The sequence below is a fragment of the Streptomyces milbemycinicus genome (assembly GCF_002154605.1).
Taxonomy (GTDB): Bacteria; Actinomycetota; Actinomycetes; order Streptomycetales; family Streptomycetaceae; genus Streptomyces; species Streptomyces milbemycinicus.
On sequence record NZ_MUNE01000119.1, the window covers coordinates 1 to 7,533 of the forward strand.

Here is a 7,533-nt window from a genome sequence, read left to right on the forward strand (position 1 = left end):
CGCCCGCTGCCCTGGTGACGGCTGGTGACGGCTGGTGACGGCTGGTGACGGCGCCCGCTGCCCTGGTGACGGCCGCCGTGGAACGGCCACGCTGCGCTTCCGGGCGCCGCTCGGGATTCAGCCGCCGCCCGGGTGGTTCGGGCGCGTGGCGGCGCGCAGCAGCGCGCCGAGCGCCCGGTCCAGGCCGTCCCGCTCGTCGGCGGTGAGCTCGGAGACAAGCGCGCTCAGGTCGGCCGTGAGGTCGGTGAGCGCGGCGTCGACCACTTGGCGGCCCCGGTCCGTGAGGGCGACCCGGAAGCTGCGGCGGTCCTCGGCGTCGAGGCTGCGCTCCACCAGCCCGCCCTGCTCGAGGCGGTCCAGCCGCTTGGTCATGCCGGCCCGCGACATCATCAACTCCGCCGAGAGCACCGAGGGGCTGAGGGTGTAGGGGGTGCCGACGCGCCGCAGCGTGGCGAGCACGTCGAAGTCGCCCCGCCCGATGCCGTGCCGCTCGACGGCCCGCACGCCCGCCGGGCCGACGATGTTCTCGGCGACGAACGACAGCCGCCCGACGATCGCCAGCGCCGACACGTCCAGATCGGGGCGCTCCCGGCGCCAGTCCGTCAGGATCCTGTCCACCACGCCCGTACCGTCGCCGCCACCAGCGCCACCGCCGTCGCCGTCGTACGCGGGCTCGCCTTCGCTCATGTCCCGGGAGTCTAGTTGCCGGAATACAGTCCGCCATGAATATAGTTCGCTAGAGTACTATCGTCTCGCGAACTACTTCCGACCGTTCGGGGAGCTTTCATGCGCACCCTCATCCGTGACGTCCGTGTCTTCGACGGTGAGCGGGCCACCGCCCGCACACACGTCCTCATCGACGGCGACCGCATCGCCGAATACGACGGCGGCCACGCGGAGGTGGAAGTCGACGGCACCGGCCGGACCCTTCTCCCGGGGCTGATCGACGCCCACACCCACACCTTTGACGGCAGCCTTGCCCAAGCGCTCACCTTCGGTGTGACGACCGAGCTGGACATGTTCTGCCTCCCGCCGAACCTGGCGCGGCAGCGCCGGCTGGCGGCCGACCAAGACGACGTCGCCGACCTGCGCAGCGCCGGGGTCCTCGCCACGGCGCCCGGCGGCCATCCGTCCGGGGTCATGGCGATGGTCGCGCCCATGCTGGAGCGCCCCGAGGACGCCAACGGACCGTTCGAGACGATCACCGACCCGGCGCAGGCCGAGGCGTTCGTCGCGGCCCGGGCCGCCGAGGGCAGCGACTACCTGAAGTTCGTGATCGACGACGGCTCGGCCGCCGGAACGCCGGTCCCCACCCTGGGCGCCGATATCGCGACCGCCCTCGTCGCGGCGGCCCGCGCCGTGGGGCTGCGCACGATCGCGCACGCGGTCACCGCCGGGGAGGCCGAGACGGCGCTGGACGCGGGTGCCGACGGGCTGTCCCACGTCTGGGCGGACACCGCCCCCGGCGACCCGGCCGCCGACACGCTCGCCGCCCGGATCGCCGCCCAGGGCGTCTTCGTGATCAGTGCCATCGTCAACTACGAGGTGTACGGGGGCGACAGCGCCGCCCGTGCCGCGAACGCCGCGTACGTGGCCGGGGCGCTGCACCGGGCGGGGGTGCCGCTGCTGGCCGGCACCGACGCCAACCCCTTCGCCCCGCTGCACGGCGACGGCCTGCACCGCGAGCTGGAGCTGCTGGTGCAGGCGGGGCTCACCCCGCTGGAGGCGCTGGCGGCAGGCACCAGCGTCCCGGCGCGCCACTTCGGACTGGCCGACCGGGGCCGGATCACCCCCGGCCTGCGGGCCGACCTGCTCCTGGTCGACGGCGACCCGACCCAGGACATCACCGCCGGCCGCGCCATCGCCGAGGTGTGGCGGCGCGGGGTGCGCCAGAGCCGCTGACCGGGCCGCCGGACCCCCACCCCGAAGACCCGCCGCACGGACCCACAGACCGCACGGACCCACAGACCCACAGACCCACGGACCCACAGACCCACAGACCCACAGACCCACAGACCCACACACCGCACAGACAAGGAACCGCGATGTCAGAAGCCCGCTTCATCCTGCTCGGCCCCGGTCAGGCGCGACCGGGCCGGGTCCCCATGCCCCCGGCTTTCGCCGTGAAGGCGGCCACCGACGACACCGAGGGCCGCCTCTCCCTGCTGGAGGTGGTGCTCGCGCGCGACATCCCGCGCCACACCCACCACGCGGCGGACGAGTGCGTCTACGTCCTGGAAGGCGAACTCGAAGTCGAGTTCGACGACCGGACCTTCACGGCGGCACCGGGGACGTTCGTCCTCCTGCCCAAGGGCGTCCCGCACGCCCTGCGCCGTGCCTCGGACCCGCCGCCCCGCGTGCTGCAGATCTCCTCGCCCGGTGGGTGGGAGTGCTATCTGGAGGATCTGTTCGAGGCGGGGCCGTCCGTGCTCACCGACGGAGAGCTCGACCCGGTGAAGATCAACCCGATCGCGGCCCGCCACGACATCCACTACGAGGAGACGACGCGGCCGCAGTAGCGCCCCCTCAGCCTTCCAGCCGCAGCACCCGCACCCCGTACGGCTCCAGGACCACCGTCTCCGCCGGGGAGCCGGCCAAGGTGGTGAGCCTGCCGTCGGCCACTGTCGGCTTGACCGACAGCTCCTCGCCCGCCTGGCTGACCAGCCAGACGAAGACCCGGCCGTCCTCGTGGACCAGGCGGTCCACGGCGATACGGGGGTCGGAGGTGGTGACCGGGCGGCGGACGCCGGCGTGGGCGGCGAGGGCGTCGTAGAGCGTGCTGGTCGCCTCGGGGTTGACGCGGGGGGTGACGGCCGCCATGTGCTCGATCGGATAGGTGCAGAAGACCACGCAGCCCTCGCCGGTCTCGCGCAGCAGCAGCGCCGGGCGGCCGTGGCCGTCGACCGCGAGGACCTGCGCGCCGTCGGGTTCGACGGGGAGGAAGACGCGGCTGTTGTGGGTGCCCGCGGCGCGGAAGGTGAGCCGGGCGCCCTCGGGGAGGGTGCCGAAGGCGCGGGTGAGGGTGAAGGTCACCTCGTCGTCCTCGATCGGGTCGACCAGGCCGTACTCCAGCTGGTGGCGGACGCCGAAGAGTTCGTTCAGATGGGCGTACCAGGGGCCGCGCTGCTCGTCGTGGGCGCCGGGGGAGTACGAGACGTAGACCGTGGCGCCGTCCCGGGCCCGGCGCTCCAGCTCGTACCAGGTGGGGGAGAGGAGCTGTTTGGTGGAGGGGACCAGCCACAGCCGTACGTCGGTGGGCAGCGCGCCGTCGCTTTCGCGCACGACCGCCGCCGGGGCGTCGGCGAGCCGGGCGGCGACCCAGGCCTGGCGGCCGGTCTGCTGGACGTAGGCGCGGTCCTCGGCGCGGGTGAAGGGGTAGAGGGTGTCGAGGTAGGAGGAGACCAGCAGGGCCGTGTCGGTGTCGGCGCGGTGGCAGCGGGGGAAGTCCACCGCGCTCAGCACCTCGGAGAAGGCGTGCAGCTCGCGCAGTTGCGGTTTGGGGACACCGGCGGTGTCGGTGAGGCCGAAGTGCATCTCGAAGGCGTGGTGGCGGTACGGGGGCTGCTCGCTCAGGTTGTCGTAGTCGGTGTTGTTCCAGGCGACCCAGCCGGTCGCCCCGGCCAGCAGGCTGTTGTGCAGGGTCTGCCGGTAGTAGCGGGCGGCGCCGGGGCCCGAGGCGAAGTCGGAGCTGACGCCGAACTCCTCCAGGACGACGGGGCGCTGGAAGGTGCCGGTCAGCTCGCATACCCAGGCGGCGGCGTAGTGCTGCCGGACCGGGTCGTTCTCCATGCGGTAGACGTGCGGGCCGAGGAAGTCGCACAGTTCGGCGGTGTCCTGGAGCCGGAAGCCGTTGTCGTGGCCGGAGTTCTCCAGGCCCCAGGCGCCGTCGCCGAGCGAGACGGGCTGGGTGCCGCCACCGGCCCGTACGGCGTCGACGAGGATCTGGGCCCAGGCCGCGACGGCCTCGCGTTCCGCGGGCGCCTGGTCGGAGCGTACGCCGGGCTGGCGGCCGTAGATGGGCATCTCGTTGGAGACCAGCCAGCCGGCCACCGCGGGGTGGGCGGCGAAGCGGCGCACCGTCTCGCGGGCGAACCACGCCTGGCGGGACACCAGCCATACATCGCTGTACAGGTCGCGGTCGCCGCGCCAGGCGGGGTCCCAGTTCTCGCCGGACATATGGCCGACGAGGAAGGTGGGGACGGTGGTCATGCCGAGCGCCTGGTGGCGGTCGAGGAAGTCGGCGAAGCGCGCGCACAGTTCCTGGTCGAGGCGGTCAGGGGCGGGCATGAAGTCCGGCCAGTAGAAGAACGACCGGGTCATGTTCAGCCCGTGGTCCCGCAGTACGCGCAGCTCGGCGTCGACGACCTCGGGGTCGTACGAGCGCCACATCAGCGGACCGCCGGTGCGCGACCAGTAGTTGGCGCCGAGCCAGATGACGGGTTGGTCGCCGACGGTGAGCCGTGCGGACGTGCGCTGCATCTGCGAACTCTCCCTCAGGCAGGGGGCGTCAGGGATGCGGCCCGGTGCGGACGGGCGGTGCCGCGCAGCAAGCAGTGAACGGCTTTACCGGTTTAGTGTCAACACTTCGGACAAGGTTCGTACGCATGGCTGTCCGAGCATCTTGATCACCCAACTTCCCGTCTGTCAGGCCGTTTCCGGGCGAGACCTGGATGTTCGACTCATTCGACTAGCCCGGTTCAGCAGCGGTGCCGTGTCAGGGCTATTGACACCCTCTTCCGGGCGCCCTTAATTTCACGGCGCCGATGGTGCGCGGACCACCGTCCGGCATGCGTCCTGTGAACCCGCACTGCTTCGACCCGCACAGCGAGGGGAACCCATGATCTCGACGACAACGGCCGGTCCGCGCCGCGCGCTCGCCGCCGGGGCCGCGCTCACGCTCACCGTCACGCTCGCCGCCTGCGGCGGGGGCAAGAACAACAACGGCGGGTCGGGCGGGGTGCTGACCGTTGCCACGGGATCCACGGGCAATTTCATCCGGAACTTCAATCCGTTCGCCCCGCAGCCGCTCCAGGCGACCAACGGAATGATCTACGAGCCGCTGTTCCATCTGAACGCGGCGAAGGCCGGGGAGATCGAGCCGTGGCTGGCCACCAAGTACACCTGGTCGGACGGCGGCAAGACGCTTCGCGTCACGGTACGTACCAACGCCACCTGGAACGACGGAAAGCCCTTCACGGCCGACGACGTCGCCTGGACCTTCCAGATGGCGAAGGAGAGCAAGGCGCAGAACATGTACGCCCTTCCCATCGACTCGGCGGTTGTCGAGGGGAAGGACACGGCGCTGATCAAGTTCTCCAAGTCCGCTTACACCAAGGAATACTTCATCCTCGGCAAGATGAAGATGCTGCCCAAGCACATCTGGTCGAAGATCCCGGTCAAGGAGCGGGCGACCACGCTCAATACCAACCCCGTGGGCACCGGCCCGTGGAAGGTGAAATCCGTCAAGGGTATGACCATGGATCTGGTCGCCCGCGACGACTATTACTTCAAGGGCCTTCCGCACTTCAAGACCATGCGGTACCGGTCCTTCACCGGAAACAGCGCCGTCACGGCCGCGGTCACCTCCGGGCAGATCGACTGGGGCGGCGGTTTCATCCCCGACATCAAGAAGAACTACCTCGCCAAGAACAAGAATTTCGAACTCGTCAACATCCCCTTGGCGACCACGTTCTTTCTGCCCAACGCCGAGCAGGGCCCGACGGCCGACGTCAATGTCCGCAAGGCGATCAGCGCCGCCCTCGACCGCGAGTTCATGAACCGGAGCGTGTACGACGGCCAGGCGCCCGTCGCCAACCCCATGGCGCTGCTGCTGCCGAACTACGAGTCCGTGCTCGACCCGTCCCTGAAGGACGCCGTGATCGAGACCGGCCAGGGCAAGGTCGACCAGTATCTGACCGCCTCCGGATACACCAAGTCGGGCGGCGCGTGGGAGAAGAACGGCAAGAAGCTCTCCGTGACGGTCGAGCTGGTCTCCGGCTGGACCGACTACGTCAGCGTCGCCCAACTGGCCAAGCAGCAGCTCAAGAAGGCCGGGATCGAGCTCGTCGTCAAGGCCGAGTCGTACGCGCAATGGTCCAACAACCGCGCCCGCGGCCAGTTCCAGATGCTGCTCGACAACAGCGGCTACACCCCCGATCCGCGCGCCTATTACGCCCAGCTGCTGGACAGCACCATCCCGCCGAAGATCGGTGAATCCACCAACGTCGGCAATTTCGGCCGCTACTCCAACCCGGTCATGGACAACGCCCTGGATAAGATCGCCTCCACCAAGGACCCGGCGAAGCAGAAGCCCTGGTATTACAAGATCCAGCAGGAATTCATCAAGGACATGCCGGCCATCCCGCTCTTCTACGGCCAGAACGAGCAGGAGTTCAACGGCAACCGCGTCACCGGATATCCCACCGAGGACAACCTCTACGCGGCCCCCTCCATCTGGCTCGACCCCGACGGCGGCTGGGTGGCGGCTCGTATCAAGCCCGCCAACGGCAAAGCCGGTAAGTAAGGGCGCGGCAGCGTGCGCTACGTCCTGAGAAAGCTCGGCTTCTACGCCGTGGCCGCCTGGATGGCCGTCACCGTCAACTTCTTTCTGCCCCGGCTCATCCCCGGCGACCCGGTGCAGCTGATGCTTACCCGGATGGCGCAGTCCGGGCCCGTGGAGTCCGGCCAGGAGGAGGCCCTGGCCAGCATGCTCGGGCTGGGCCACGGCAATATCGCGGTCCAGTACTGGGACTATCTGGGCTCCGTGGTCCACCTGGACTTCGGGCTCTCGGTCACCTACTTCCCCAGCCCCGTCACCGACGTCCTGAGCGACGCCCTGCCCTGGACGCTCGTTCTCGTCGGCGCCGCCACCCTCATCAGCTTCGTACTCGGTCTGACGCTGGGCACCCTCGCCGGCTGGCGGCGCGGCAGCTGGCTGGACTCCCTCGTCCCCTCCACCACCTTCCTCGCCGCCGTCCCCTACTTCTGGCTCGCGCTGCTGCTCCTCTACCTCTTCGGCCAGGTGTGGGGCGTACTGCCGCTGGGCGGCGGCTACGACGAGACCCTGGACATGGGGTTCAACGGCGACTTCCTCTCCTCCGCAGTCGAACACGCGGTGCTGCCCGCCGCCACCATCGTGCTCAGCTCGGTCGGCGGCTGGATGCTCGGCATGCGCAACATGATGGTCTCCACCCTCGCCGAGGACTACGTCACCGCCGCCGAGGCCAAAGGGCTGCGCCCGCGCACCGTCATGGTCGGCTACGCCGCCCGCAACGCCGTACTGCCCTCCGTCGCCGGATTCGCCATCTCGCTCGGCTTCATCGTCAGCGGTTCGCTCGTCATGGAGATCGTCTTCTCCTATCCCGGGATGGGCTTCACCCTCCTCCAGGCCGTCGAGAACACCGACTACCCCCTGATGCAGGCGGTCTTCCTCGTCATCACCTTCGCCGTCCTGGCCGCCAACTTCCTGGTGGACCTGGTGTACGGCTTTGTCGACCCCCGGACCAGGCAGGCCCGATGACCGCCACCCTCCCC

Annotated in this window: 6 protein-coding genes; 4 read left to right on the forward strand and 2 right to left on the reverse strand. The window is 69.8% G+C overall.

Annotated features, from left to right (window positions below; all coding sequences use genetic code 11):
- Window positions 1–117: 117 nt before the first annotated feature.
- Window positions 118–687 (reverse strand): MarR family winged helix-turn-helix transcriptional regulator, encoded by a 570-nt coding sequence (locus tag CCN51_RS10460; protein WP_014175519.1) that lies wholly within the window; start codon window positions 685–687, stop codon window positions 118–120.
- 99 nt (window positions 688–786) lie between these two features.
- Here CCN51_RS10460 and CCN51_RS10465 point away from each other — a divergent pair, with 99 nt between their 5' ends.
- Window positions 787–1,902 (forward strand): amidohydrolase family protein, encoded by a 1,116-nt coding sequence (locus tag CCN51_RS10465; RefSeq protein ID WP_014175518.1) that lies wholly within the window; start codon window positions 787–789, stop codon window positions 1,900–1,902.
- A gap of 143 nt (window positions 1,903–2,045) precedes the next feature.
- The gene (locus tag CCN51_RS10470; protein WP_014175517.1) at window positions 2,046–2,519 is read left to right on the forward strand and encodes a cupin domain-containing protein; all 474 of its coding nucleotides are present in this window, start codon (window positions 2,046–2,048) and stop codon (window positions 2,517–2,519) included.
- A gap of 7 nt (window positions 2,520–2,526) precedes the next feature.
- On the opposite strand, the gene CCN51_RS10475 is transcribed toward CCN51_RS10470, so the two are convergent.
- Window positions 2,527–4,479, reverse strand: a complete 1,953-nt coding sequence (locus CCN51_RS10475; protein ID WP_014175516.1) for a glycoside hydrolase 5 family protein — start codon at window positions 4,477–4,479, stop codon at window positions 2,527–2,529.
- A 358-nt stretch (window positions 4,480–4,837) separates the two neighbouring features.
- Here CCN51_RS10475 and CCN51_RS10480 point away from each other — a divergent pair, with 358 nt between their 5' ends.
- Both CCN51_RS10480 and CCN51_RS10485 read left to right on the forward strand, forming a co-directional pair.
- Window positions 4,838–6,523, forward strand: a complete 1,686-nt coding sequence (locus CCN51_RS10480) for an ABC transporter substrate-binding protein (RefSeq protein WP_014175515.1) — start codon at window positions 4,838–4,840, stop codon at window positions 6,521–6,523.
- Between the two features lie 12 nt (window positions 6,524–6,535).
- Window positions 6,536–7,519 (forward strand): ABC transporter permease, encoded by a 984-nt coding sequence (locus CCN51_RS10485; RefSeq protein ID WP_014175514.1) that lies wholly within the window; start codon window positions 6,536–6,538, stop codon window positions 7,517–7,519.
- Window positions 7,520–7,533 lie beyond the last annotated feature (14 nt).